Source organism: Dyadobacter luticola (assembly GCF_005860805.1).
GTDB classification, from domain to species: domain Bacteria; phylum Bacteroidota; class Bacteroidia; order Cytophagales; family Spirosomataceae; genus Dyadobacter; species Dyadobacter luticola.
Genome location: NZ_VCEJ01000008.1, coordinates 48,239 through 73,215, shown reverse-complemented (window position 1 = coordinate 73,215; position 24,977 = coordinate 48,239). Strand labels below are relative to the sequence as shown.

Annotated in this window: 19 protein-coding genes; 14 read left to right on the top strand and 5 right to left on the bottom strand. The window is 45.5% G+C overall.

Annotated features, from left to right (window positions below):
* Nucleotides 1–193 precede the first annotated feature (193 nt).
* From FEN17_RS24120 to FEN17_RS24095, 6 genes are all read left to right on the top strand, one after another.
* Nucleotides 194–1,087 carry a 3-keto-disaccharide hydrolase gene (locus tag FEN17_RS24120; protein WP_138367983.1) on the top strand — a complete coding sequence of 298 codons (894 nt, stop codon included), beginning with the start codon at nucleotides 194–196 and terminating at the stop codon, nucleotides 1,085–1,087.
* Nucleotides 1,088–1,117: 30 nt separating this feature from the next.
* Entirely contained in the window at nucleotides 1,118–2,125 is a 1,008-nt protein-coding gene (locus FEN17_RS24115; protein WP_138367982.1) for a phytanoyl-CoA dioxygenase family protein, read from the top strand.
* A 111-nt stretch (nucleotides 2,126–2,236) separates the two neighbouring features.
* The gene (gene gldG / locus FEN17_RS24110; RefSeq protein ID WP_138367981.1) at nucleotides 2,237–3,892 is read left to right on the top strand and encodes a gliding motility-associated ABC transporter substrate-binding protein GldG; all 1,656 of its coding nucleotides are present in this window, start codon (nucleotides 2,237–2,239) and stop codon (nucleotides 3,890–3,892) included.
* Nucleotides 3,893–3,997: 105 nt separating this feature from the next.
* Complete coding sequence (gene dnaN / locus FEN17_RS24105) at nucleotides 3,998–5,122, top strand: DNA polymerase III subunit beta (protein ID WP_138367980.1); 1,125 nt, start codon at nucleotides 3,998–4,000, stop codon at nucleotides 5,120–5,122.
* A gap of 195 nt (nucleotides 5,123–5,317) precedes the next feature.
* Entirely contained in the window at nucleotides 5,318–5,692 is a 375-nt protein-coding gene (locus FEN17_RS24100; protein ID WP_138367979.1) for a BlaI/MecI/CopY family transcriptional regulator, read from the top strand.
* Between the two features lie 2 nt (nucleotides 5,693–5,694).
* Nucleotides 5,695–7,557: a M56 family metallopeptidase gene (locus FEN17_RS24095; protein ID WP_138367978.1), complete on the top strand. Its 1,863-nt coding sequence runs from the start codon at nucleotides 5,695–5,697 to the stop codon at nucleotides 7,555–7,557.
* Between the two features lie 64 nt (nucleotides 7,558–7,621).
* Here FEN17_RS24095 and FEN17_RS24090 read toward each other — a convergent pair whose 3' ends face one another.
* The gene (locus FEN17_RS24090; RefSeq protein WP_138367977.1) at nucleotides 7,622–8,686 is read right to left on the bottom strand and encodes a ferredoxin--NADP reductase; all 1,065 of its coding nucleotides are present in this window, start codon (nucleotides 8,684–8,686) and stop codon (nucleotides 7,622–7,624) included.
* Between the two features lie 67 nt (nucleotides 8,687–8,753).
* A complete protein-coding gene (locus FEN17_RS24085) occupies nucleotides 8,754–9,971 on the bottom strand; it encodes a pyridoxal phosphate-dependent aminotransferase (protein ID WP_138367976.1) in 1,218 nt (405 codons plus the stop codon).
* Between the two features lie 132 nt (nucleotides 9,972–10,103).
* Here FEN17_RS24085 and FEN17_RS24080 point away from each other — a divergent pair, with 132 nt between their 5' ends.
* Together FEN17_RS24080 and FEN17_RS24075 are read left to right on the top strand one after the other, a co-directional pair.
* Nucleotides 10,104–10,322, top strand: coding sequence for a hypothetical protein (locus FEN17_RS24080; RefSeq protein WP_138367975.1), 219 nt, complete (start codon nucleotides 10,104–10,106; stop codon nucleotides 10,320–10,322).
* A complete protein-coding gene (locus FEN17_RS24075; RefSeq protein ID WP_138367974.1) occupies nucleotides 10,312–10,785 on the top strand; it encodes a type II toxin-antitoxin system VapC family toxin in 474 nt (157 codons plus the stop codon). The genes FEN17_RS24080 and FEN17_RS24075 overlap by 11 nt, the downstream gene beginning before the upstream one ends.
* Before the next feature lie 65 nt (nucleotides 10,786–10,850).
* Here FEN17_RS24075 and FEN17_RS24070 read toward each other — a convergent pair whose 3' ends face one another.
* Nucleotides 10,851–12,062: an NADP-dependent isocitrate dehydrogenase gene (locus tag FEN17_RS24070; protein ID WP_138367973.1), complete on the bottom strand. Its 1,212-nt coding sequence runs from the start codon at nucleotides 12,060–12,062 to the stop codon at nucleotides 10,851–10,853.
* A gap of 162 nt (nucleotides 12,063–12,224) precedes the next feature.
* Here FEN17_RS24070 and FEN17_RS24065 point away from each other — a divergent pair, with 162 nt between their 5' ends.
* Together FEN17_RS24065 and FEN17_RS24060 are read left to right on the top strand one after the other, a co-directional pair.
* Nucleotides 12,225–12,806 (top strand): 5-formyltetrahydrofolate cyclo-ligase, encoded by a 582-nt coding sequence (locus FEN17_RS24065; RefSeq protein WP_138367972.1) that lies wholly within the window; start codon nucleotides 12,225–12,227, stop codon nucleotides 12,804–12,806.
* Nucleotides 12,807–12,885: 79 nt separating this feature from the next.
* Nucleotides 12,886–13,905 carry an aspartate-semialdehyde dehydrogenase gene (locus FEN17_RS24060; RefSeq protein WP_138367971.1) on the top strand — a complete coding sequence of 340 codons (1,020 nt, stop codon included), beginning with the start codon at nucleotides 12,886–12,888 and terminating at the stop codon, nucleotides 13,903–13,905.
* A 49-nt stretch (nucleotides 13,906–13,954) separates the two neighbouring features.
* Here the strand turns inward: FEN17_RS24060 and FEN17_RS24055 are convergent, their stop codons facing one another.
* Nucleotides 13,955–15,172 carry an NADH-quinone oxidoreductase subunit D gene (locus tag FEN17_RS24055; RefSeq protein ID WP_138367970.1) on the bottom strand — a complete coding sequence of 406 codons (1,218 nt, stop codon included), beginning with the start codon at nucleotides 15,170–15,172 and terminating at the stop codon, nucleotides 13,955–13,957.
* Between the two features lies 1 nt (nucleotide 15,173).
* Nucleotides 15,174–16,742: a glycoside hydrolase family 10-like protein gene (locus tag FEN17_RS24050; protein ID WP_138367969.1), complete on the bottom strand. Its 1,569-nt coding sequence runs from the start codon at nucleotides 16,740–16,742 to the stop codon at nucleotides 15,174–15,176.
* Between the two features lie 330 nt (nucleotides 16,743–17,072).
* Between FEN17_RS24050 and FEN17_RS24045 the strand changes: the two genes are divergently transcribed.
* The 4 genes from FEN17_RS24045 to FEN17_RS24030 all read left to right on the top strand — a co-directional run bounded on the left by FEN17_RS24045 (nucleotide 17,073) and on the right by FEN17_RS24030 (nucleotide 24,853).
* Nucleotides 17,073–18,887 (top strand): glycosyltransferase, encoded by a 1,815-nt coding sequence (locus FEN17_RS24045; RefSeq protein ID WP_138367968.1) that lies wholly within the window; start codon nucleotides 17,073–17,075, stop codon nucleotides 18,885–18,887.
* 126 nt (nucleotides 18,888–19,013) lie between these two features.
* Nucleotides 19,014–19,304 (top strand): hypothetical protein, encoded by a 291-nt coding sequence (locus FEN17_RS24040; RefSeq protein ID WP_138367967.1) that lies wholly within the window; start codon nucleotides 19,014–19,016, stop codon nucleotides 19,302–19,304.
* 23 nt (nucleotides 19,305–19,327) lie between these two features.
* A complete protein-coding gene (prmA, locus tag FEN17_RS24035; protein WP_138367966.1) occupies nucleotides 19,328–20,158 on the top strand; it encodes a 50S ribosomal protein L11 methyltransferase in 831 nt (276 codons plus the stop codon).
* Between the two features lie 6 nt (nucleotides 20,159–20,164).
* A complete protein-coding gene (locus FEN17_RS24030) occupies nucleotides 20,165–24,853 on the top strand; it encodes a hypothetical protein (protein WP_138367965.1) in 4,689 nt (1,562 codons plus the stop codon).
* The last annotated feature ends 124 nt before the right edge of the window (nucleotides 24,854–24,977 follow it).

The window sequence follows — 24,977 nt, the reverse complement described above, 5'->3', positions numbered from 1 at the left end:
TTACTTATTTCCAATTGAGCGTCTAAGTAAGATTAACTTAAATTAAGCTTGGGTTGCTGGTCAATTTCGGGCGGGGTCGGTTAGAATATCGGCGATTGGTGCTTTAATTGAATGCTACGAATACACGAATTTCACACGAATCGCATTCGTGGACATTCGTGTATTCGTAGCATCAAAAAATCAAAGCATCTATATGTCCATCAATCGCAATACTCTACTATTCTTTCTCCTTATCTCAATCTCATCATTCGCCCAAAAACCATCCAGCAAACAAGAGTGGCAATCCCTCTTCAACGGCAAAGACCTCACTGGTTGGGATATTAAAATTGCGGGGCATAAGGTGAATGATAATTACAAAAACACCTTCATTGTCGAGGATAAGATGATCCGCGTGAATTACAAGGAGTACGATAAGTTCACGACGGAATATGGGCATATGTATTACAATAAGCCGTATTCACATTATAAAATCCGTCTCCAATATCGCTTTACAGGCAACCAGGTGCCGGGCGGGGCTTCTTGGAATGTGCGAAATAGTGGCATCATGCTACATTCGCAGTCGGCCGCGAGTCTGGGTATTGACCAGGATTTTCCGATATCATTGGAAATGCAGTATCTGGGCGGCCTGAATGCTGGTGAAAGACATACCGGAAACCTTTGCACACCGGGTACCATTGTGGACGTGGACGGGAAGTTGGCGGAGGCACATTGCATCGATTCCAAATCCAAAACTTATAATGGCGACCAGTGGGTCACTGCTGAGGCGATCGTGCTCGGTGACTCGATTGTGTACCATTTGATCGAAGGAGACACTGTGCTGGTTTTTACAAACCCCAGAATCGGTGGCGGTTATGTCGGAAAAAACCATACTTTTAAAGACGGCAAAGTAGGCAACGAAGAAGAGTGGATCAAAAAAGACAACACGCCGCTGGGCAGCGGGTACATTGCATTGCAAGCCGAAAGTCACCCGATCGATTTCAGGAATATTGAGCTGCTCAATTTGAAAGGCTGCATGAATCCGAAGGCTACGAATTACAAATCATACTATGTTGAGCCGGACGAAAAGAGTTGTAAGTTCAAAAAGTAATCTCACCTAATTAATATATCTATACACCTTATGAGCCTTTTAAGACGCGTCATTCGCAAAGCGGAAACTATTAAAGATCAGTATTTTCCACTCAAAGAATTTGACAAATCCACCCTTCCATGGATCGATCAGGAGAATCCCGACATTGCCGGTTTCCTGAAAAACCACCCGCCACGCTACGATGTGCCTTACGACATGGCTGACAAGCTAAGAAACTGGCAGCAAAATGGTTACGTCGTTCTGGAAAACATTATTCCCGAGGCGATGATCGATAAATTCTGGGGAGATTTCAGGGAATTGGTCAGTCATCCTGAAAAATACGATCTGTCAGTCCGCATCGATCTGGAAGAATTTAAGCCGAACCAGGAACGCAATATCAAGGAGTTCCCAAAAGATGCTTTACAGGGTAAGTATGTGAAGATCAACGATTTTCACAACTCATCGGTAGCAGGCAAAAAGCTGATGACGCATCCTTACATTGTATCTTTCCTGGAAGCGATTTTCAATGAGAAAGTGGTGGTAATGCAAAGTCTGGTTTTTATGTATGGCAGCCAGCAGCCTTCGCACCAGGATTTTCCCTGGGTTACCGCCAAGATTCCCAGCCATTTAGCTGCTGCGTGGATCGCTTTGGAAGACATTAAAATCGATTCCGGCCCGCTGTATTATTATATAGGCTCACACAAAATGCCGAAGTTCAATTTTGGCTCAGGAATCCTTTTCAAACCAGATTCTACCAAAACTCCGCTGGAATTCGCGGATTACCTGGACAAAACCAGTGCAGACTTGAAATTGCCAAAAGAAACATTGCTTATCAAGAAAGGCGATGTACTGATCTGGCATGCGGCCCTGGCCCACGGTGGTTCGATGATCACCAATCTTGACCAGACCAGGAAATCCTTTGTATGTCATTATTCTACCGAAAAAGCCCTGCCATTCCACCGCAACTTCCCGACCCAGGTGCCGGTAAAGCAGGACTATAATGGTGTCTACATTTACAATAACCCGAATTTACCCCAGTCCGAAGACGTGTTGAAATAACTATGTGCGACCCGGTTGAGGGTTTTTTATATTTTTGCAAAAAAATGGACGTTTATGCTGAGATACAGATTCGTCCATTTTTTGTTTTATCCACCCGGAAAGTCAAGGTTAATGAAAAATACAATGCTTCGGTTTGTTCTGCTGATTGGTGTCCTGGCCGGAGTGAATTGGTTGGCGTCAACATTCTTTTTCAGGCTGGATTTGACGGAGGATAAACGTTACAGCATTACCGAGGCCACGAAACAACTTCTCAGCAACTTTGACAAAGACATTATCGTCAATGTATATCTATCCGGCGACTTTCCTGCCGGCTTCGAGCGACTTGAAAGTGCCACAAGAGAAACGCTAGACGAGTTCAAAACCTACGCAAACGGTCACCTGATCGTCAATTATTCCGATCCTACCCAGGCTTCCAGCGAGGAGCAGCGGCAAAAGCAGTATCTCAATCTGATCGATCGCGGACTTACACCTACCAATGTTTTTGCAAATGAGGATGGTAAGCGCACCGAAAAGATTATTTTTCCTGGGGTGATTGTGCAGCACGATACATTGTCGGTGCCTGTGCAGTTATTGAAAGGAAATAAGGCTAGCACGCCGGAAGAGCAGCTCAATCAATCCTATGAGGGCGTGGAATTTGAAATCGCGTCGGCGATCCGGGTTCTTGATGGTCAGGCGCGGAAGAAAGTGGGGCTGGTAGTAAGTCATACCAAAATTTCGCCTGCGCGGCTGAGTGATCTGATTGCTACAATCCAGCAGAATTATGATGTTTTTCTGGATATGAATAATCCGGAATCTTATGATGGGCTGGACGCACTGTTGGTTTTAAAGCCGGATAGCGCGTTTTCGGAAGATGAGAAATATAAGCTTGATCAATATGTAGTGGGCGGAGGGAAGGCGCTTTTTTTTGTGGACGGGGCGAAAGTGGACAGCGTAAGTCTGGATGGAAGTTATGCGCAACCGCTTGATTTGCATCTAAATGATCTGTTTTTCAAGTGGGGCGTGCGGGTGAATACAAACGTTGTGAAAGACTACCTTAACTGTGCGCAAATCCTTCTGAATGTAGGCAATATGGGTGATAATCCTGAAATCAAGCCTGTGCCCTGGCGGTTTTTTCCGCTGCTGAATAATTTTGGTACGCATCCGGTGACACGTAATCTTAATGCAGTCTATACCAGATTTTTAAGCTCGATAGATACGGTGGGCGGCGCGACTCAAATTCAAAAAATACCGCTGCTCATGACGTCGGGTTACACGCAGCTACTGAATGCGCCTGCGCTGGTGGGGTACAATGAAGCCCGCAAAGACCCGGATCCTGCAAGCTATCGGTCGGGAGTGAAATTGGGTGCTGTGTTGCTGGAAGGCACATTCAATTCTCTTTTTCAAAACCGCATTCTTCCTGCCGATCCGCGGTCTGCGAAATTCAAAGCCAGTGGAAATGCCGGAAAAGTGATCGTTTGCTCCGACGGAGATATTATCGTCAATGATTATGATTATAAGAGGAATGCGCCACTGCCTCTCGGCTACGACCGGGTTACGCGGCAAACGTTTGGAAACAAGGATTTCGTCATGAATGCGCTGGATTTCATGACCGACGCCAATGGTTTGATCAATGCGCGCGCTAAACAAGTTGAGATACGGGCACTGGATAAAATCCAGATTCAGGAAAATCGCAAGTTCTGGCAGGCGATCAATTTACTGCTTCCGGTTGCGCTCATCGCACTTTTCGGTGCACTGCGCTACTATCTCCGGATCAGAAAATTCGGCTGATCAGAGGCGGCTTCATCGGCAATTTTTCATACTTTTGTTCTCTACAAAACAATTTGGGCACCGTCCCAGGCTAAATCTTTCATCTAAACACTTACGTCACGAATTATGAAGTTTGTCGTTTCGTCATCAGTTCTACTTAAACAGCTTTCCGCTATAAACGGTGTCGTTTCAACGAACCCAATTGTTCCCATATTAGAGAATTTCCTTCTTACACTGGAAGGTAACGCTCTGACTGTCACCGCTTCCGATCTTCAAACTGTGATGATCACGGAGATCGAAGTGGAGTCTTCTGAAAAAGGTGCAATCGCGATTCCAGCCAAATTATTACTGGATACATTGCGTGGACTTCCCGAGCAGCCAATCACTTTGCAGGTAAACAGCGAGACTTTCGGAACCGAGATCATCTCAGATAATGGTCGCTATAAATTGTCTGGTGAAAACCCGATTGATTTTCCAAAAACGCCGGCAGTTAACCGCGGACAATCTGTTGATTTTTCATCCTCTGCATTAGGCGCGGCAATTGCCAACACCTTATTTGCAACAAGTACCGACGATCTTCGCCCTGCGATGACGGGGGTTTTCGTTCAGATGGGTACTGAAAACGCCACATTTGTAGCCACTGACGGACATAGATTAGTTCGCTACCGCCGCACGGATATCAAGTCTGACGTAGATACGTCCATGATCATCCAGCGGAAAGCATTGAATTTGCTGAAATCCTGTCTTCCATCTGATGACGTTCCGGTAAAAGCGGAATTCACTTCTTCCAATGCATTTTTCAGTTTTGGAAACATTAAAATGATCTGCCGCCTGATCGACGAGCGTTTCCCGGATTATGAAAATGCGATCCCGACGAACAATCAAAATACATTGACGATCAGCAGATTGGAAATTCTCAGCTCGCTGCGTCGTATTTCTATTTATTCAAACAGAACAACACATCAGGTACGTTTGAAAATGTCTCTGAATGATCTGGTGATCTCTGCGGAAGATTTGGATTACTCAAATGAAGCAAATGAAAAGCTGATGTGCGAGTACAATGGTGATGATATGGAGATTGGCTTTAACGCAAAATTCCTGATCGAAGTTTTAGGAAATCTTTCCAGCAAAACCATCACATTTGAATTATCTGCTCCAAACCGTGCAGGATTAATCATTCCAGTTGATCAGGCCGAGAATGAAGATATCCTCATGTTAGTAATGCCAGTAATGTTGAACACTTACGTTTAACAGAACATTAATAGAATTCTTAAATGAAAAAATCCGGGAGCTACTTTCCGGATTTTTTCATTTAAGAATATTCACAATCAGTCATTTAACAAATTTTAAGAGTTTAATACGAAAAAAATCGTAGATAGGTCTTGCTTCTACGATTTTTTTCGTAGACATTTGATACGAAGATTATCGTATGCAAATATTTGAGCTATGTACATTAAACCTACCGACTCCGAACTGGAAATTCTAAATTACTTATGGCAAGCTGGGCCCAGCACTGTCAGAGCGGTTCACGACTTCCTCGCAGCTACAAAAGACGTCGGCTACACGACGACTTTGAAGCTGATGCAAATCATGCACGACAAAGGTTTGCTCTACCGCACCGAAAACGGCCGCTCGCACATTTACGTCGCGCTGCTGGGTAAAGAAGAGACGCAGCAAAATTTGCTAGGCAAAATGGTTGATACTGTTTTTCAAGGATCGGCGGCTCAAATGGTGATGCAGGCTTTGGGCAACCACACAACATCCAAGGAAGAACTGGATGAAATTCGGCAGTTATTGAACAACCTTGAAAATAATCTATAGCCATGAAACTCATTTCTAACCTTCTTTCCGATTCCACCATTACTGCTTTCGGCTGGACTTTGGTCCACTCACTCTGGCAGACGACTGTTTTGTGTCTGCTTGCGGCGGCAGTCTTTTATCTCTTGAGAAAAAGCGCCTCGAACATCCGATATGCCACGGGTATCGGATTCCTTAGTTTACAAGCCCTCACTTCCGCGGCCACATTTATTTACTATCAATTTAAAGCAACCCCAGCTGTGGGTAATGCAGGCAAATCGCTGAAAAATGTATCTCTGCAAGCTGTGACGCCGATTTTGAATGTTGTCAAAAATCCGCTTCCAATGACACTTAAAATTCAATTCTGGCTTTCGGCACATTTGCATGAGCTGGTAGTTTGCTGGCTGATCGGCGCCGGGTTTCTTCTATTGAGATTTTTGGGCGGCTGGATTTTTACGGAAAGACTTCGTCTCAATGCTAAAATCGTCATGGACCGGGAGTGGCGCGCTAGGTTTGGAGTAATCATCGCCAAAATGAACATTTCCAAATCCATCGAGTTTAAAGAATCTGCTAAAATCCTGACTCCTATGGTGATAGGTGCATTCAGCCCGGTGGTTTTAATCCCGATTGGTTTACTTTCCGGTTTTTCTACTGCGCAGGTTGAAGCAATTTTGGCGCACGAGCTGGCCCACATTCGGCGTAATGATTACCTGGTGAATATGTTGCAATCATTTATGGAAGTGGTTTTCTTTTTCCACCCCGCTATCTGGTGGCTCTCGGACCGCGTCCGTGCCGAGCGTGAACATTGCTGCGACGACATTGCGCTGACTGTCTGCGGAGATAAAATGTCGCTGGCGCATGCACTGGTAAAAGTAGCCGAGTGGCAAACTGCGCCGAGAATGGCGATGGCTTTCGCTTCGAAAAAACCCCTTCTACTTCGCCGCGTGCAAAGAGTACTCGGACTTTCCCCGAAATCGGCCAGAACATTCGGTAATCTGCCGATGATGATGCTTGCTCTGAGCCTGGTAATCGGTGTTTCGGTTTACGCTGTGGCTCAAAAGGTTGATAAAACAAAAAGCAAAAAACCGGTTCATAAGACAGTCAAAATCAAACATGACGATCCGGATAAGCTGCTGGAAATTGACATGGAGGTACCTGAGCTGGCAGAAGTAGCACCGGACATTGAAGCTATGGAAGTGCCTGAAATCGATTTTGAAGCATTGGCTGACATTCAATTTGCGGGCAACTTCATGAACGATTCTATTCAGAAAAAAATGGCGGAGGCGCAGAAGCGTATGGCTGCATTGCAAGTTGAAATGGAGCCGCTGAACCATCGGATGGAGGAAATTAATCTTGAAATGGAAAAGCAACGCTTTGAAGTAGAGCGGTTTCAGCGTGAACTGGAAAAGATTGAATTTAAAAAAGAAAGTGCTTTGGAAATGCGTGAGGACCTGATGGAAAAGCGCTCAACATTGTTGGAGCAGTCGAGATCGGGACAGAACAAAAAGAATGAAACGGACCTGGATAACCAGCTGGCAGAATTTGAGCAGCAGATCAAAGTGCAGGAGCAAACCATTTCACAGTTAAATAGTCAGATTTCGGCAACCAGAAAGGAGGCACTCAAAGCAGAAGAGCCGATCCGAAAAATGGACGGTGAAATTCAGGAAATCAATGAGAAAATTGAAGAGATTAATGGGAAGATCGGCGTAGAAACGCTGAGTTTTGAGCGGGCGGAACATCCCAGAACTGCGCGTCTTGCCCGGGTAATGAATAAAAATGTCAATGTCAACCGGGTACCGCCTCCCCCACCACCGGCACGGGTAAAAGCTGCTAACCCTGCCAAGCCGGCGAAAGCACCGAAACCTCCGCTGCCGCCAGCCAAAAAATAGCTTTATAAATAAAATGAGCGATGGAATCCATCGCTCATTTTGCTCTTATAACCTCGCTAAGACTTTATTCCACTTCGATAATCACATCGTCGGTCATCGGATGCGTAACGCAGGTCAGGATAAAACCTTCGTCGATCTCGGCTTGCGAAAGTGCATCTTCCTCATCCATCTGGACCTTTCCGGAAGTACACCTGCCAAGACAAGCGGTGCACATACCAGCCTGACAAGAATATGGCAGGTCAATGTCATGATTTAATGCTGCTTCCAGCACCGTTTCGTGCGGTTTTACGGCAAGCTTATATTCTGTTCCTTCATAAAATAATGTGATTTCCCTGGCTTTCAAGGCATTTTCCTCTTCTACCACCACTTCGCCCGGCTGGGCAGCGACGGCAGTCAGAAAGCTTTCTTTACGGATTTTATTATCTGGGACAGCGAGAATCGCCAAAGCTCTGTGCGCTTCTTCCATCATATCTTCCGGGCCGCACATGTAAAATTCAGCCTCAGCAGTTTTTAATGTTGGAAGTTTTTCAATGATTTTTAAAATGTGGGATTTGTTCAAACGGCCGGTCTCTTCCTCCCACGCTTCCGCAGGCTGGCTTAATGTATGTACTACCTTGAAACGCTCGCCATATTTTGCCTGCAACATTTCAATTTTATTCTTGAAAATAATGCTCTCTTCGTTCCGGCTGCCATAAATCAGAAATACCTCACTTTCACCTTCGACCATTAAAATGGATTTTAAAATCGAAAACAAAGGTGTGATCCCACTTCCGGCTCCGATAAAAACCACCTGCCGCACCTGGTCATCCGACTGTTTTGGAAAAAATGAACCCATGGGCTCCATCACTTCCAGCACATCGCCTTCCTTAATTGTATCAAGCAATAAATTGGATGCAAAGCCTCCCGGGACCCTTTTGATTGTGATCGCGAGGGAAACATCGGTGTAAGGCGAACTCGACATGGAGTAAGATCTCCGTACTTTTTTGTCTTCCTGCGGCAATAATAATGTCAGAAACTGGCCCGGCCGGTACGGAACCACTTCATTAATTGGGTGCCAGAAATGTATGGTGGAAGCCTCTTCGGTTTCCCTTTCAATTTCCTTAATTTTTAAAAAATAATATTTGCTCATTGGAAGCTAAGTAATACAAAAGCCTCACAGGTAACACCCGTGAGGCTTTTTAGAGTTCAATTAGGCTTTATTTCAAAGTGGCGACGGCACTTTTGATGCGTCCCACCGCTTCAACCAAAGCCTCGTCGGCAGCGGCAGTGGAGATACGGATACAATTTGGCGCTCCAAAACCTGAACCTGCTACGGTCGAAACGAATGATTTATTTAGCAACCAGTTTGAAAAATCGTCGGAGTTATTGATCGTAGTGGTGTCGTCCGATTTTCCGAAATAGTAGCTCACATCCGGGAATGCGTAGAATGCTCCCTGCGGCACATTTACTTTGAAACCTGGAATGTCTTTCAGCAAGCCCACTACCAGGTCGCGGCGACGTTGATACGCTTTCGTCATTTCGATCGAAGGCTCCATCGGACCGTTGAATGCGGCTACGGCAGCTTTTTGGGCGATTGAATTGGTGCCGGAAGTTACCTGTCCCTGCAATTTCTCTACACCCTCAGCGATCCATTTTGCAGCGGCGATAAAGCCAATCCGCCAGCCGGTCATCGCGTAACCTTTTGCCACACCGTTTACAGTAATCACGCGGTCTTTCAGCTCAGGGATAGATCCAATGCTGAAATGTCCTTCGTCCGTGAAGTTGATATATTCATAAATTTCATCTGCCAGTACATATACATCCTCATGTTTTTCCAGCACGGCAGCGATTTCTCTCAGTTCTTTTTCAGAATAAACAGCGCCGGTCGGATTGTTTGGAGAAGCATACATCACGATTCTAGTACGCGGCGTGATCGCAGCTTCCAGCTGCTCGGCAGTTACTTTGAAGTCATTTTCAAAAGCACCATCCAGGATGACTGACTTACCTTCCGCCAGCTTCACCATTTCCGAATAACTTACCCAGTAAGGTGCAAAAATGACCACCTCGTCGCCCGGGTTGATTAAAACCTGGATTACATTGGCAAGTGAATGTTTGGCGCCAGTTGAAACCACGATATTTTCCGGTTTCCAATCTATATTATTGTCACGTTTCAGTTTGTCAGCAATAGCCTTTCGCAGATCAGGATATCCGGCAACTGGTGAGTAACCATGAAAGCCGTCGTCGATGGCTTTTTTTGCAGCCTCGCAAATGTGTGCGGGCGTCTTAAAGTCTGGCTCTCCCACGCTCAGACTGATCACTTTATGGCCTTGTGCGGCCAGTTCACGCGCCATTTTTGTCATCGCCAGCGTCGAAGATTCTTCGAGGGCGTTGATACGGTCGGCCAACCGTGTGGTTTGCTCTGCTACTGCGGACATTGCAACGTTAAAAATTAAGTGAAAGAAGGTACTTCAATCTGTATCAACAAATTGCCCGCAAAGGTACGGGATTTTAGCTCTTGGAAAGGATTATAATCCGAATTTTGTTACATTTGATTATACACTTTTATCATGAATGCACTAAGGCTTATTGAAAGACCGAAGGATAGGGAACTCAAAATCTCTTTGCCAGAATCATTTAATGATGATCTGGTGGAAGTGATCGTGATTCCGCTAGCAAATTCAAAAGTCCAAAAGCCGCATTCACGTCTCAAAATAGCTCAACATTACCTCAGTCAATCAAAAAATTCATCTTTTGATTCCGGTAATTTTGACGCCTATGACCAATGAAAAGCACAAGGTTTTTATTGACAGCTCCATCCTTGTAGAGTTCAGGAAGCATTCCAGAACAGAATTGCTTTTACACCTCCTCGATAATCCTAACCTGGATCTGGTGATCAATTCAGTGGTTCTAAGTGAATACACATTTCACCTTCTGGCTATTGAAGGCAAGAAAGCACCGCGAACAATTAAAGAAAATCAGCAAATTCCTGAGATTTTGACTACCGATAGACCGCAGTCATTTCTTTCCATTTTTACAGTTCTCGAAAATGGAAATGAAGTTATTCCAGTATACCTGAGAATGATGGAATCTTATAATCTGTTGCCAAACGATGCACTGATCCTGGCCACTTGTAAGTTGCACAACATCAAAATGCTGGCGTCACATGATGCTACTGACTTTGAAACCGCATGCTCCGCTGAAAATCTAATCTTGATTCAGACTCCGGAAGATTTTATTTCAAATCATTAATTGGTTGTCAAACAAAAAAAGCCGCCAACCCAAGGTTAGCGGCTTCGCTTATTCTGCCTGACAAATTATGCCAGTGCAGCTTTCAAATTTTCGTCGATTGCTTCCAGGAATTCTTCGGTATACAGGAAATGTTCGCCGTGTTTCACGTCGTTTCCGTAGATACCGATAGCCAAATCCTTGGTCATTTTGCCGCTTTCTACGGTTTCAATACATACTTTTTCCAAAGCATTTGAGAAATCGATCAGGGGCTGGTTGCCGTCGAGTTTACCACGGAATGCCAGACCACGTGTCCAGGCAAAGATCGAAGCGATTGGGTTGGTGGAAGTTGGCTTACCTTTTTGGTGCTCACGATAGTGACGGGTTACCGTTCCGTGCGCTGCCTCAGCTTCCATGGTTTTGCCGTCAGGTGTAACCAGAACAGAAGTCATCAAACCCAGCGAACCGAAACCTTGTGCAACTGTATCTGACTGAACGTCACCATCATAGTTTTTACAAGCCCAAACAAAGTTACCTTCCCATTTCAATGCAGAAGCTACCATATCATCGATCAGACGGTGCTCATAATGCACTTTTCCTGCGTATTCGGTATCGTAAATCTCCTGGAAAATATCCTTGAAACGTCCGTCGTATTTTTTCAGGATCGTATTTTTTGTTGACAAATACAAAGGCCATCCTTTATCCAAAGCCACATTGAAACAAGCGCGGGCAAAACCACGGATTGACTCGTCAATGTTGTACATAGCCATCGCCACACCGGCACCTTTATATTGATATACCTCGTGCTCAATCACTTGTCCGTCCTCACCTTCAAATTTAATGGTCAACTTTCCTTTACCAGGTACCACAAAATCCGTTGCGCGGTACTGATCGCCGAATGCGTGACGGCCTACAATGATAGGGGCAGTCCAGTTTGTAACCAGGCGAGGTACATTCTGCATTACGATTGGCTCACGGAAAACGGTACCATCCAGGATGTTACGGATTGTTCCGTTTGGCGATTTCCACATTTGTTTCAGATTGAATTCTTTAACGCGGTCTTCGTCAGGCGTGATGGTAGCACATTTGATACCAACCCCGTATTCCCTGATAGCATTCGCCGCATCAATGGTCACCTGGTCATTTGTCTCATCACGGTATTCCACACCCAAATCGTAATATTTAATATCTACGTCCAGGTACGGCAGGATCAGTTTTTCCTTGATAAACTTCCAGATGATCCGGGTCATTTCATCGCCATCCAGTTCTACAACGGGATTGTCAACTTTAATTTTGCTCATATTTCTAATTCTATACAGTAGTTAAAGATTTTGAAATCAGACCGTGAAAGTACAAACAATCGGCTAAAAGCTGAAAAATAGGTGTAATAAGTTGGGTTTAATGTTGAAGACCTCTTGCATTGCGTTTATTTTCTGATATTGCCCTTTCAACGATAAAATGAAATGATAACAAAAGCCCCTTTAAGGCAGCAGTTTTTGGAGAAACGGCTGACAATGAACGCACAAGACATCCAGGTCGCGAATGAGGAGATTTTTAATGTAGTAAAAAGTATTTTACGTAAAACAGAACCGAATGTCATTCACTTTTACCTTCCCCATCCTGCTAAAAATGAAGTAGATACCTGGAAAATGATTCACTGGGTCTGGGAAAATTTGCCCGATACCGATGTTGTCGCGCCGTATATTGTGCCGGGGACAAAAGACTTGCAACATTTCAGAATAACCCCTCAAACCAAACTGTACCCAAATGCCTGGCAGATCCCTGAGCCAGATCCGGAAACGTCTGAAAGAGTGCACATTGAGGATATCGAAATCGTGTTTATCCCGCTGCTGGCTTTCGATAAAAAAGGATTTCGGGTAGGTTATGGCGGCGGTTATTATGATCGTTTTCTGGAACAATGTCCTTCCGATGTGCTTAAAGTCGGTCTTTCTTTTTTCGAGCCTGTTGATGAAATTGATGACCTAAGAGAATTTGATGTTGCCTTAAATATGTGTATTACACCGGAATATATTTATCGATTCTAAATTTCCTTGTAAATTTGCGGCACTTTTGCCATCTCGGCACGGTGTTAATTTTTTATTCATTTTTAATCCTAATGCAAGAATGAAAATCGCAGTAGTAGGCGCTACCGGTTTGGTGGGCGGCGAAATCCTCAAAGTGCTCGAAGAGCGTAATTTCCCGGTGACGGAATTATTGGCCGTCGCATCAGAAAGATCTGTTGGTAAGGAAGTTACATTCAAGGGTAAACAGATAAAGGTGATCGGCTTTGAGGAAGCGATTGCAGCCAAGCCTGAAATTGCTATTTTTTCAGCAGGCGGCGGTACTTCTCTTGCACTTGCACCGAAGTTTGCAGAAGCTGGAATTACGGTGATTGATAACTCCTCGGCTTGGAGAATGGATCCTACGAAAAAACTCGTAGTACCTGAAATCAATGCTGTTGAATTAACGAAAGAGGATAAAATCATCGCAAACCCAAATTGCTCTACTATTCAAATGGTGGTGGTTTTGAACCCTTTACACCAAAAATATAAGATCAAACGTGTGGTGGTTTCCACTTATCAGTCGGTGACTGGTACCGGTAAAGCTGCGGTTGACCAACTTTTCGCTGAGCGCGCTGGTGACCATAGTAAAGGGAAAGTTTATCCGCACCAGATTGACCTGAATGTGTTGCCGCATATCGATGTTTTCCTTGATAACGGTTACACGAAGGAAGAGATGAAGATGACGAACGAAACCAAGAAAATTTTGGGTGATGACAGTATTGCAGTAACTGCTACAACTGTTCGTATCCCAACGATTGGTGGTCACTCAGAGGCGGTTAACATTGAATTCGAAAATGAATTCGATTTGGACGAAGTTCGTCAGATCCTGAGTGAGTCGGAAGGTGTGGTTTTGCAGGATGATCCTAAAAATGCGCTTTACCCGATGCCTTTGACCGCGCATGGAAAAGACGAAACATTTGTAGGACGCATCCGCCGCGATGAGTCGCAGCCTAAAACATTGAACCTGTGGATTGTAGCAGATAATTTGAGAAAAGGTGCTGCAACCAATGCTATCCAGATTGCCGAGTTTTTAGCGAAGCATGATTTGGTTGGTGTCGCTGAGGGCGTAAGAGTTTTTTAAAATAAAGCGTATTGAGAGAGCTGCTGAAAAGCAGCTCTTTTTTTGTCTCCTACCGGTCTACCTCGCCCATCACCACGTCGATCGACCCGATAATAGCCACTAAATCAGCGAGCAAGGACCCTTTCGACATTTCACCTATCACGGAAAGATTGTTAAAAGAACAGGCGCGGGCTTTGCATCTTACGGGAATGTCGGAGCGGCCGTCGGTACGGAAATAGAAGCCTAGTTCTCCTTTTGGGCTTTCGCCCCGGACATAAAAGTCCATGGCTTTCGGGCGGATTTTTTTGGGCACAATTGCCTGAGGGTCAAAGTCACGGGTTCTTTTGTAGTTACTTGTCAGCTGGACAAGGCTCTGCTCGATCAACTTCACAGATTCCCAGCATTCTACCACGCGCACCCAGGTCCGGTCCCAGCAATCACCCACCGTACCCATTTTACCCTCACCCACAGGAACCTCAAAATCCAGCTCGGGATAGGCGGAATACCCGTCAACTTTTCTCAAATCATACATTAACCCCGAACCGCGCAACATTGGCCCTGTGCAGCCATAGTTGATCGCCACCGGCAGTGGAAGTACACCAACATTGGCCGTACGCTGGATGAAGATCTTATTGTCAACCACCAGCTGTTGCAACTCTACCAGCTTCGGTTTCAGATAATTAATAAATTCCAAGCACCGTTCTTCGAATCCAACCGGCAGGTCATAAAACAATCCGCCGATCCAGATGTAGTTATAGAGCATTCTCGCGCCGCAAGTCCATTCCAGCAAGCGCAGGATTTGCTCCCGATCACGCATCATCCATAAAAATGGCGTGTAGGCGCCGATATCCATCGCATAAGTGCCCAGCGCCACAAAGTGAGAGGCCAGCCGGTTGAGCTCAGCGACCACTACCCGGATATATTCGATTCTTTTTGGAATGTCATTTTCAATACCCAGCATCCTTTCAACCCCCATCACATACGCATGCTCCGAATTCATCGCCGCGACGTAATCCATACGATCTACATAAGGAATGATCTGATTGAAAGGAAGCGACTCGGCGTGCTTTTCGAAACATCTGTGCAGGTATCCTAAGTGCGGGACGACATCCACCACTACTTCCCCGTCTGTAACAACCTCCAATCGCAGAACTCCGTGAGTAGAAGGATGTTGCGGGCCCATATTGAGCACCATTTCCTCAGTACGAAGATTTTCGGAGTTATATTTGGTAGGTACCGAAGTGGTTAAATATTCCGGTTTATATTGGTATTGTATGGAATTGCTCATCCTAAAATCTGACTAACTTCTGATCAAAGACTTCCAGGCGCAAAGGCCCGATTGGCCTGCCTTCATTATGCAGCCTATCGACGGCCGTCACGTAGTAAACATATCTTTTGCCGGCTTCCGCACTCGAATCGATAAATTTTTCGCCTTCATAACACATTCCCAGAATCCTGCGGGGATCGTGCGCAGTGGCTTTTTCATCAGCCGAAAACCGGTAAATAATGTAGTACCAGGCATTATCCCCGTCCGCAGCGGCGTCAGGCTGTACCCAGCTTAGTTCCAAACCTTTTGACAACAATGTCGCTTTCAGACTTTTAGGTGCCAGCGGAGGAATGTGGTCTTTCCAGGGCATTGTCGGAATCAGGGCCGGATACCGGAACAAGTCTCTGCGAAGCGAATCAACAAATCCCAAACTGTTTCCTTTCAAAGAGCGTGAGCTGAAAAATATCGCCCCGTCTGTCTCATTTTGCCGGAAATACCGGATTTGGTTGGGTATCTCCGTTGGGTTGGACCAATGTGTGTCCCTGTCTTTATAGCCTACCCGGTAGGCGCCCATTCCTATATATAAATGCCGGTCAAAAGCATTTTCTGTCCACCAATCGACCAAGTTTTTATAAGGTACCCTTGAAAACCCGGAGGAAAAATACACTTGCGGCGCAATGTAATCGACCCAGCCTTCTCTCACCCACTTCCGGCTGTCCGCGAAAAGGTCGTCATAAGAAGCAAGCGCGCCGTACGTTTTTGATCCCTCGGCATCACGGTCTTTATTTCGCCAGACACCAAAAGGACTGATGCCGAATTTAAGCCTCGGTTTTACTGCCGCCAGACCATCATGGATTTGTTTTACCAAAAGATCCACATTATGCCGGCGCCAGTCTGCTTTATTGGTAAACCCGTCGGGGTATTTTTTAAATGTTGCATCGTCCTGGATTACCTGGCCCGGAGATGCGTAAGGATAGAAATAATCGTCAAAGTGAATGCCGTCTACGTCGTAGTTGCGGGCAACATTAACCGTCATATCTGTAATAAACTGCCGGACTTCGGGCAAACCAAAATCAAAAAGCTTGTAGCCGTCGTAGCTGAGGATCCATTCGGGATGGGTGCGACTTATATTTTCGGAAGATACGCTGGTAGAAGATTTGTGAACAAGCCGGTTGAGGTTGAGCCAGGCGTGGAATTCGAGGCCGCGCTTGTGCGCTTCGACAATCATAAAGTCGAGCGGGTCCCACATCGGCTCGGGGCGGCGGCCTTGCTTACCGGTAAGCCACTCCGACCACGGTTCCGGGCTTTTGGCATAAAATGCATCGCCTGCCGCGCGAACTTGCACGAACACGGCATTCATCCCGACTCTTTTATGGAAATCGAGCAGATTTGAAAACTCTTCCTGCTGTTCTTCTGGTATGAGATTTTTGCTGCTAGGCCAGTCGATATTATCAACAGTTGCGATCCAAACAGCCCTAAACTCTCTTTTTGGGGGTAGTATTACTTCGGTTTCGGCAGTTTGAGCAATGCAACTTTCCAGTAAAAACGTAACGATAATAAAGGAAAGCGCAACTATTTTAAATTTTTTCACTATCTAACCAATGCAAAATGTTAATCCAATCAAAGTAACGTAATTTGAAACAAAGTTAGCCGAGAACCGACTTAAATTCATGTAAACGAGGTCTGATCCCGCGGTACTTACGATCTGCCGACATTCTGGACAAATCTTGACTTTATTATATTTTGAGCCAGAAAAGCAGTTTTCTATCATCCCGGATCGGGCCGGAGCAGATGAAAGACTATTGTTATTGTGAATTATTTTTCTGCATATTTATTGTGTAATTACAAGGATTTTTGTGATTTATCAGAAATAAACAATCTTAATAAATCCCGCCAGTAACGCTTAAACATACATCCCATTTTGGAACCTTTTGTTAAAACCACTAAGAAAAACGTCCTGTTTGAAATTGCATGGGAGGTTTGTAATCAAGTTGGAGGAATATACACTGTCATCAGAACCAAGGTTCCTGCCATGGTTGAAAAGTGGGATGAAAACTACTTTTTATTAGGCCCCTATTTCGAGAAAAAAGCGTCGTCTGAGTTTGAATTGATCACGGATCTTGAAGATTCTCCCGCCGGCAGGATCGTGAAGAGAATGCGGGATATGGGCTACAATGTTTACTATGGCTACTGGCTCGTAACCGGCAAGCCCCGCGTTATTCTCTTTGACCTCGCCAGCATCGCCCATCAGCAGGATACGATCAAATTTAACCTTTGGGAAAAGAGCAGAATCCCGACTATTAATGTAGAGCCACTTGTAAATCAGACACTTTGCTTTGGAGAAATGGTGCGGATATTCCTGAAAGAATATGCCGAGGAGAATGCCAAACGAGAAGATATCTCCGCCCAATTCCACGAGTGGATGGCGAGCAGCGGTCTTCCCGAGCTCAAAAGGGACAATGTAAAAGTCGCGATGACATTTACCACCCACGCGACTATGCTGGGCCGGTATCTTGCACAGAATGTCTCAGGATTTTATAATAAGCTCCCATTTTTCGACTGGGAGCAGGAAGCCAAAAATTACGGTATCCTGGCGCAATGTTCGGTAGAAAGGCAGGCCGCGCTGAGCGCCCACGTTTTGACGACGGTAAGTGATGTCACTGCCCGGGAATGTGAAGTTTTCCTCGGCCGCATGCCCGACCTGGTGACACCAAACGGATTGAATGTGGTTCGTTTTCAGGCAGTTCACGAATTCCAAAACCTGCATTTAAAACATAAGGAACGTATTCACGAATTTGTGCTGGGCCACTTCTTTCCCAGCTATTCTTTTGATCTTGACAAAACACTTTACTTCTTCACTTCGGGGCGCTACGAGTACAGTAATAAAGGCTACGACCTTACATTAGAGGCACTTGCGCGGCTGAACTGGAAAATGGTGCAGGCCAATATGGATATGACGGTGGTCATGTTTATCGTCACGAAACAACCTTATTATTCTGTAAATCCGGATGTGCTGCAGTCCAGGGCAGTTTTGAATGAGTTGCAGGAAACTTGCCGCGCGATTGAAAAGGAAGTGGGGGAAAAGCTGTTTTTGGCAGCGGCTTCGGGCACCGATCATAAAATGCCGGACCTGAACAATTTTGTGGATGAATACTGGCGGCTCAGATTGCGCCGTACTATCCAGAGCTGGAAAACGGACAAAACGCCCGCATTTGTAACCCACGATTTGAAGGAAGAAGACGGTATTACCGATTTTTGCAAGCGCGCCAACCTCATCAATAATGAGCGTGACCGCGTAAAAATCGTTTACCACCCCGATTTTATTTCCTCAACAAACCCTCTTTTTGGGTTGGATTACGGGCAATTTGTACGAGGATGCCACCTGGGCGTTTTCCCAAGTTACTACGAACCCTGGGGCTACACGCCGCTGGAATGCGTCGTGCGTGGCGTACCGACTGTCACCAGCGATTTATCAGGTTTCGGAGATTACATTATGCAAATCATGCGTGATTACGAAAACCGCGGCATTTACGTCATCAACCGAAAATCCCAAACATTCTCCCAAGCCGCCGACCAGCTTGCCGATATCCTTTTCAAATTCGTCCGCATGCAGCGCCGCGACCGCATCATGCAGCGCAACCGCGTCGAAAACATTTCAGACGTCTTCGACTGGACCAATTTGCGGTCATATTATGATACTGCACATGATCTCGCCGCGAAGCGGCGGAAGCCATAAGGGTATTTTATCCCGAATTAATCCCGTTATTTTAAAATCAAATTTTAAAATAACGGGATTAATTTTTTTGCCCGTGAGAAGAAACAAATGCTCTAACTGGATTGTAAATTCATTCTGCATATGACAATGATATCCCTAAATAAAGAATTTAAAAACTTTGGTGACGAAATTCGGCATAAGTTTCCCGGTTCATCGGTAAAGACAGACACCTTTCCTTCAGGAGCGCTATCTATGGATATTCGGTTAGAGAATTATCATTTAGTTATTGACTATACAAAGTCTACAGGCTTTGGAGTGGATGAGTTAAAAAATTCCGTCGATGATGCGTTTAGTCCTAGCTATAAATATTGTTATACTACATTTAACGAAGCAGCGAAAAAAATTTTCGAAATGCTAAATGGTCATTATCCCAAATAACATTACCAATCAGAATAACAACAATGAACTACATCGAACTAAACATAACAGTAGAACCCGATTTTTCAGAAATTATCATGGCAGAGTTGGGGGAGCTGGGGTATGAGTCTTTTGTGGAGACGGATGAAGGGTTGCTGGCGTACATTCAAGAGGAGGATTTTGATCAGGAAAAACTCGATGAACTGACAGCCAAATACCTGGAATTAACGACAATAGCACTTACCTGGAAATCGTTAGAAAGAAGAAATTGGAACGAGGAGTGGGAAAAAAGCTACGAGCCGATCGAAGTCGGCAATCAAATCCGGGTGAGAGCAACTTTTCATGCACCCGACCCTTCTTTTACTTATGATCTGTTGATTCAACCCAAAATGTCGTTTGGCACGGGGCACCACGAAACTACGTGGCTAGTCATGAACGAGCAACTAAGCCTGCCGCACGTAGGTATATCTGTGATGGATGTGGGTTGCGGGACTGGTATCCTGGCGATTCTGGCCGCCAAATTGGGCGCAACAAGTCTGGAAGGTTTTGACATTGACGAGTGGGCGGTCGAAAATACAGTCGAGAATTTTGAAATGAATGAGCTGACGGCGGAAACGGAAGTTTTTCAGGGGACAATTGACAAAGTGGGTCAGGATAAAATTTTCGGAGGGGTGCTGGCCAACATTAACCGGAACATTCTTTTGGCCGAGATACCCAAATACGTGCAGCATCTGAAACCCGGCGGCTGGCTGGTAACCAGCGGATTTTACGAAACCGACCAGGCTGATATTGAGGCCTGTGCATCACAAAATGGCTTGAAGAAATTGAGATCAAACACGCGAAATCAGTGGGCTTGCGTTGTATTTGAGAAATAGAACAATATGAAAATAATCCGCTTTACGATACTCCTTTTTTGCCTTACCGTCGCTGGAAAGCACATTTCAGCGCAAAACATCAAACTTGCCGACGAGCCGACGCAATTTATGTCGCAGTTTAAAAAGGTGATGGATGGTAGCCGCAATGCCCAATATATGCGGACCGCGGCGCAGCTGGACAGCGTCTGGATGACCGGTTTCAATACTGCGCAGCAGATGAAATTTACGGCAATCGTTAAAACGCAGGTGGCGAAAGGCCAGAAAGCCGGACCGGTATTATACCTCATCAGCCGCAATGCGCATTTTTACGCCAAAAACTCCCCTGAAAATCTGGATGGTTTTCTAAGTCTGGCTGCAAGTTCGGGCGAGAAATATGATGGGAAAATTTTGCAAAAAGTTTTTGAAACCATCCGCACATTGAATGAAACCAAAAAGCTTTACGCGGCTAATTACAACTCACTTTATCTGCTCGGCGGAAGTTATAAATACCGTTTTGATACCACCAACATTGAGCGCGTAAATGCTGATCCGGTAGTTGCGGCGGCGAATGATGGATGGGATACGCCGGTAGATTCCAATTATGTGATCGCTCCAAAATCGAATCCGCTGCCGGTTATTGCCGGCGCTTTGCTGGATTTGCAGAATGCTACTTTCGCAATGGTGACGGCCAGCGACTCCGTGGTTTTTGGTCCGGCAAACGGAAGTGTTGCGCTGCAAAGCGGGATTTTTGTTGGTAAAAATGGAAAATTCAACTGGCAGGCGGCCGGAGATTCTTCTATCTCGGCTGACCTGGACAATTATTCATTTAATATTTCCCAACCCAAAATCGTTGCCGAGAATGTCACGCTTCACGACGATCAACAACTGGCCGCGCCCATCAAAGGAAGATTGGAATACCGCGGAGCCAAGCGTGCAAAAGGTCAGCAAGCGTCTTATCCAAGGTTTGTTTCAAATGGCATCGATGCGCGGTTGAAAGAATCCAGGAAGAACATTGACTACAAAGGCGGCTTTGCATTGATCGGGACGCAAATGTATAGTTCGTCGCTCAGTGACCAGCCTTCGACAATTAAGGTGAAGTATAAAGATAAGCTGGCATTCAAGGCATTAAGTAAGAAATTCGTCCTGAAAGATTCTGTTATCTCGGCCGATTTCGCATCCTATTCCATGCCGCTCGGCAGCGACTCTCTGTACCATCCGGGAGTAACATTCAAGTATAATGACGACGAAGGTTTGGTGAAATTGGGCCGCGTGGAGAAAACCGATTATGCGCCTCTCCCCTACCAGGATTCTTACCACAAAATGAACATTTGGTCGCAGGCGATGCGGTGGCGGTTTCCAAATGAAAAAGTAGAGTTTCTCCGGATTGATGGCAAGCAGGTAGTACCTGTAAGGCTGGAATCCCAGGATTTTTTCAAAAAAGAACGCTTCCGGGACATTGCAAAAGAATATGGTACGCAGCCTCTGAATATGGCGGCCAGTTACGCCCAGGCGACCAAAAAGACCGCATTTCTGGCCGAGGAACTGGCTAAACATTTCAAGCAGAATCCGACGATCATCCGCAATGCATTGCAGCGGCTGACTTTGGAAAATTATTTCATTTATAATAAAACAACAGACGAATTTGCCCTGAGCAAAAAAGGCGCACTTTTTGTGCTGGCGAATATTGATAAAGCGGATTACGACAACTTCCAGGTAGTATCGCAATACACAGCGAATGAGGAAGTTGCAAATGCAACCATTTATTTGCCAGATACATTACTGACCGTTTTGGGCGTGTCGAGTTTCGTTGTGAGCGATTCCCTGAAAATCCATGCGACTCCTTCGGACAAGAAATTGGTGATCGGCAAAAACCGAAACTTCACATTGAATGGTCAAATGGTGGCTTCCAACTACCAGTTCCGCGGCCAGAACATCAAGTTTGACTATAACCAGTTCTTCGTCAATGTTGCCCCGTCCGATTCAATCACATTTACGCCGCGGGAAAAATTTGCAAAAGGACAAAAAGGCGAAGTGGGCGGCCACGTGAAATATGACAAGGGCGGTACGTTTTATCTGAGCGATCCAAAAAACAAATCAGGTAATCAGAAAGGCATCAAGAAATCACCGCGACTGGTGGTGGAAAGTGGTATGACTGTGTTTTTCGATCAGGACGAGCGTGGCGATGTGAAGTATCCCCGCGAAGTTTTCTTCCACATTCCAAAACTTGATATGGACGGTCTCGACAAGCGGGATGTGATTTTTGAAGGAAATTTTACTTCAAATGGCATCATTCCGCCAATCCAGACTACATTAAAAAGTATGTCGGATAACTCACTCGGTTTTGACTACAAGCCGCCGGTGACCGACATGAAAATTTACAACGGAAAGGCGCTCGCGAAGTTTACGGACACATTGACGATGGATAACTCCGGCCTGCATTCAAAAGCTGTCCTGAAATATTTGTCTGCCACGATGACCGCGAAAAATGTCCTACTGGCCTCCGACTCGCTCATGGCGTCGGGTGAACTGGCCAGCATTAAGGAAGCGACGATCGGCAAGGGTTATTTCCCAGCGGTGGCGCTGAAAGATTATGCCTTGAAATGGTACCCCAATACCGATAGTATGCTGATCAACACGACGGGGAAATCTTTCACTTTTCATAATGGTACCACCAACCTGGAAGGAAGCTTGCTCCTCCGGTCGAGCGGGCTTTACGGAAATGGTAAGCTGAAACGTGCGGATTCTGAGCTTTCTTCAGCGGAGATCAAGTTTAATAAGGATGGTTTTCTGGCAAATAAATCTTCGTTTGCAATTAATAGTAGCGACGTGAAGTCTACTAAAAAGCTGCTGACAGGTAACAATGTTAACATTGATTTCAATTTTAAAACCGGTATCGCCAACTTTTTGACGGATGAAACTGGCTTTGGAAATGATTCGTCGGGCATGCAGATTCCTACGGCTTCTTACCAGACATTGATCGGTAGCGCCAAGTGGGATATGACCAAAAAGACGATTTTGATGAAGGGAATCGGTGAAACTTCCACCTATACTTCCATGGATCCCGACCAGGAAGGACTTACTTTCAGCGGCGCGGAAGCTCTGTATGATATTGAAAAAGTGTCACTTAACATTAAAGGTGTTCCTTTTATCCAAACTGCGGACGTAAAGATCATTCCCGACAAAGGTGTGATCAGTGTGGATGCGAAAGGTAAAATTTCGCCGCTCAAAAAAGCGCGCATTGAAATTGATACTTTGAATGTTTCGCACAGAATGCGTGATGCCGACATTCGCATCGACTCCCGCAACCATTTCGAAGGCTCCGCGACTTACCAGTACATTACCGCCAGGAAAGATACCTTCAACATTAAGATGCAGAATTTTGAGTTGCGGGAATTGGGATCGGCCGAGCCTACCAAAAAATCGCGTAACAACCAGAACAACAGTGCACCGATCAAGTACTATACCACGGCGCGAGCGGATGTAAAAGAAACGGAAAACCTGATCCTTTCGCCGCGCATTCAATTTAAAGGCGGTATTAACCTCATCGCCTACGAACCTTCATTACAGCTGGACGGATTTGTAAAACCGGTGATCAAATTTCGGAAAGATTTCCAAAGCTCGTGGATTGTTTACAAAGAATCGCCGGGAGAGACGATTGCGATTCCGATCAACAAAGACCTTAAAAATGAGCATGAAATCCCGCTTTCCGTGGGTTTGCATTATAATGAAGCGCGCGGGATGTATATGAGCTTTTTGTCTCCCAAAGAATCGGACGGGGACGAGGATCTTTACCTGGCGCAGGGTGCATTGAATTACGACGAAGATGCTAAAGCATTCAAAGTTACGCCACCGCCGGGCGCCGATGGACTGGTTGACGAGGCAAATGCTTTGCGTTTTGATGACAAAACCGGGTTAGCAAGTTTCTCGGGGCCGTTTAAACTGATTGGTTCAAACTGGCTGCAAAGTGTGGGAAGTGCTGAGGTAAAGGTTGATAGTTCCAAATTCAAGTTCAATACGATGCTGCTGATGAAACTGCCTGCGCTCGAACCGATTGCGCAGCCGCTGGCAGCGAAGATTGTGGAGACGAACCTGGCGGAGCAGAATAGTACTGCTGCAGAGGACGACTTCGAGCAATCGATGCAGAAACTTTCGGCGCTGATCGGCTCCAAAGCGACGGATGCCTATGCAAAACTGACTGCGGCAGGTTACAAACCACTATTTGATGCGTCGCCTATTCTGGATGTTCCGATGGTACTGTCGAACGTTGATCTGCGCTGGTCGGCGACGCACGCTGCTTACTTTTCGCAGGGACCAATTGGCGTGGCGCATTTTGGCAGGAACAATGTAAACGCGCAAATGGAGGGCTTACTGGAAATCCGCAGAGGCGTGGAAGGCGATGAATTTAGTCTCTTTTTGCAGGCTTCCCCGGATATCTGGTATTATTTTGATCTCAAACAAGGCGAGCTGGGCGTGGTTTCTTCGCAAATTGATTTCAATGATCAAATCACCGCTAAATCCAAAAACGTAAAGTCGAAAGATATGTCGCTGGTTTCGATCGGGCAGGAAGAAAAAGATATGTTTGTAAGCCGTTTCGACGATTTTTATCAGCCAGCAGTCAAGAAAGCGAAACTTGTGAAAACGACTGCCAAGAAGAAGTCGGTAAGTGCGCCGGCAGAAGAAAAAAAGAAAAAAGCCGAGCCAACCGAAGGTTTCTAATACATTCTACAAGATTCGCAATACTTTATGCTACAATTTGAAAAATTGCTTCTAGAATCGTAGTTTTGCAGCTCCTAAGCTTGTAAAATCCCTTAACTATCGTATTTTTGAAAATAACTTATTG

What these genes read in the sequence shown, in the direction of transcription:
- FEN17_RS24095 (WP_138367978.1), top strand. Translation starts at nt 5,695, where the DNA reads ATGAAACTCATTTCTAACCTTCTTTCCGATTCCACCATTACTGCTTTC.
- FEN17_RS24065 (WP_138367972.1), top strand. Translation starts at nt 12,225, where the DNA reads ATGATAACAAAAGCCCCTTTAAGGCAGCAGTTTTTGGAGAAACGGCTG.
- FEN17_RS24120 (WP_138367983.1), top strand. Translation starts at nt 194, where the DNA reads ATGTCCATCAATCGCAATACTCTACTATTCTTTCTCCTTATCTCAATC.
- FEN17_RS24070 (WP_138367973.1), bottom strand. Translation starts at nt 12,062, where the DNA reads ATGAGCAAAATTAAAGTTGACAATCCCGTTGTAGAACTGGATGGCGAT.
- FEN17_RS24115 (WP_138367982.1), top strand. Translation starts at nt 1,118, where the DNA reads ATGAGCCTTTTAAGACGCGTCATTCGCAAAGCGGAAACTATTAAAGAT.
- FEN17_RS24080 (WP_138367975.1), top strand. Translation starts at nt 10,104, where the DNA reads ATGAATGCACTAAGGCTTATTGAAAGACCGAAGGATAGGGAACTCAAA.
- FEN17_RS24090 (WP_138367977.1), bottom strand. Translation starts at nt 8,686, where the DNA reads ATGAGCAAATATTATTTTTTAAAAATTAAGGAAATTGAAAGGGAAACC.
- dnaN (WP_138367980.1), top strand. Translation starts at nt 3,998, where the DNA reads ATGAAGTTTGTCGTTTCGTCATCAGTTCTACTTAAACAGCTTTCCGCT.
- FEN17_RS24040 (WP_138367967.1), top strand. Translation starts at nt 19,014, where the DNA reads ATGATATCCCTAAATAAAGAATTTAAAAACTTTGGTGACGAAATTCGG.
- FEN17_RS24030 (WP_138367965.1), top strand. Translation starts at nt 20,165, where the DNA reads ATGAAAATAATCCGCTTTACGATACTCCTTTTTTGCCTTACCGTCGCT.
- FEN17_RS24060 (WP_138367971.1), top strand. Translation starts at nt 12,886, where the DNA reads ATGAAAATCGCAGTAGTAGGCGCTACCGGTTTGGTGGGCGGCGAAATC.
- FEN17_RS24075 (WP_138367974.1), top strand. Translation starts at nt 10,312, where the DNA reads ATGACCAATGAAAAGCACAAGGTTTTTATTGACAGCTCCATCCTTGTA.
- prmA (WP_138367966.1), top strand. Translation starts at nt 19,328, where the DNA reads ATGAACTACATCGAACTAAACATAACAGTAGAACCCGATTTTTCAGAA.
- FEN17_RS24085 (WP_138367976.1), bottom strand. Translation starts at nt 9,971, where the DNA reads ATGTCCGCAGTAGCAGAGCAAACCACACGGTTGGCCGACCGTATCAAC.
- FEN17_RS24055 (WP_138367970.1), bottom strand. Translation starts at nt 15,172, where the DNA reads ATGAGCAATTCCATACAATACCAATATAAACCGGAATATTTAACCACT.
- FEN17_RS24100 (WP_138367979.1), top strand. Translation starts at nt 5,318, where the DNA reads ATGTACATTAAACCTACCGACTCCGAACTGGAAATTCTAAATTACTTA.
- gldG (WP_138367981.1), top strand. Translation starts at nt 2,237, where the DNA reads ATGAAAAATACAATGCTTCGGTTTGTTCTGCTGATTGGTGTCCTGGCC.